Consider the following 1063-nt stretch of genomic DNA (forward strand, 5'->3'; position numbering starts at 1 on the left):
GCGGTAAAAGGCTGGGGAAAAGCGACAAAAAGCCTGAAAGGTTAAGGGCGGGMAAGAGGAAGTCAGCGCTTCCTCTGGTTTTTAAGCGCCTTGTTCCAGGAAACGCTGGGCATCAAGCGCCGCCATGCAGCCCGTGCCTGCGCTGGTAATCGCCTGGCGGTAAACATGGTCCTGCACATCGCCGGCGGCAAAGACGCCCGGAACGCTGGTCATGGTGGCAAAGCCCTGCAGGCCGGTTTTGGTGATGATGTAGCCGTCCTTCATCTCCAACTGCCCCGCAAAGATGTCGGTGTTCGGCTGATGGCCGATCGCGATGAAGCAACCTTTGAGTGTGATGTCCTGGGTGGCGTCGCCGTTGGTGCTTTTGAGCCGGACACCGGTTACCCCGGACGCGTCGCCGAGCACCTGTTCCAGCGTGTGGTGCAGTTTGAGCTCGATCTTGCCCGCCGCCACCTTTTCGTGCAGCTTGTCGATCAGGATGGCTTCTGCCTTGAACTTGTCGCGGCGGTGTACCAGCGTAACCTTGCTGGCAATGTTGGACAGATACAGCGCTTCTTCCACTGCCGTGTTGCCGCCGCCCACCACGCAGACTTCTTCCCCGCGGTAGAAAAAGCCGTCGCAGGTGGCGCAGCCCGAAACGCCGCGGCCCATGAAGGCGGTTTCCGACTCCAGGCCCAGGTATTTGGCGGAGGCACCAGTGGCGATGATGAGTGAGTCGCAGGTGTAGGTTCCGCTGTCGCCGGTGAGGGTAAAGGGGCGCTTGCTGAAATCGACTTTGTTGACGTGGTCAAAAATAATCTCGGTCTTGAAGCGCTCGGCATGTTCCAGAAAACGCTGCATCAGGTCCGGCCCCTGCACGCCGTGTACGTCGGCCGGCCAGTTGTCGACCTCGGTGGTGGTCATGAGCTGGCCGCCCTGCGCAATGCCGGTGATCAGCACAGGGTTCAGGTTGGCGCGCGCTGCGTAGACAGCTGCGGTATAGCCTGCGGGACCTGAACCTAGGATGAGAACTCTGGAATGTTTCATGTTGAAAAACTGATTGGGAAAGTGTAAGAACTCATGT

The 1063-nt window shown here is 59.1% G+C and carries 1 protein-coding gene; it reads right to left on the minus strand.

Annotated elements, in window-relative coordinates:
- Positions 1–81 precede the first annotated feature (81 nt).
- The gene (trxB, locus tag AC1D0Z_RS22580; RefSeq protein ID WP_477660374.1) at positions 82–1026 is read right to left on the minus strand and encodes a thioredoxin-disulfide reductase; all 945 of its coding nucleotides are present in this window, start codon (positions 1024–1026) and stop codon (positions 82–84) included.
- Between the last annotated feature and the right edge of the window lie 37 nt (positions 1027–1063).

This window comes from Polaromonas sp. P1_E3 (assembly GCF_056405935.1).

What these genes read in the sequence shown, in the direction of transcription:
- trxB (WP_477660374.1), bottom strand. Translation starts at nt 1,026, where the DNA reads ATGAAACATTCCAGAGTTCTCATCCTAGGTTCAGGTCCCGCAGGCTAT.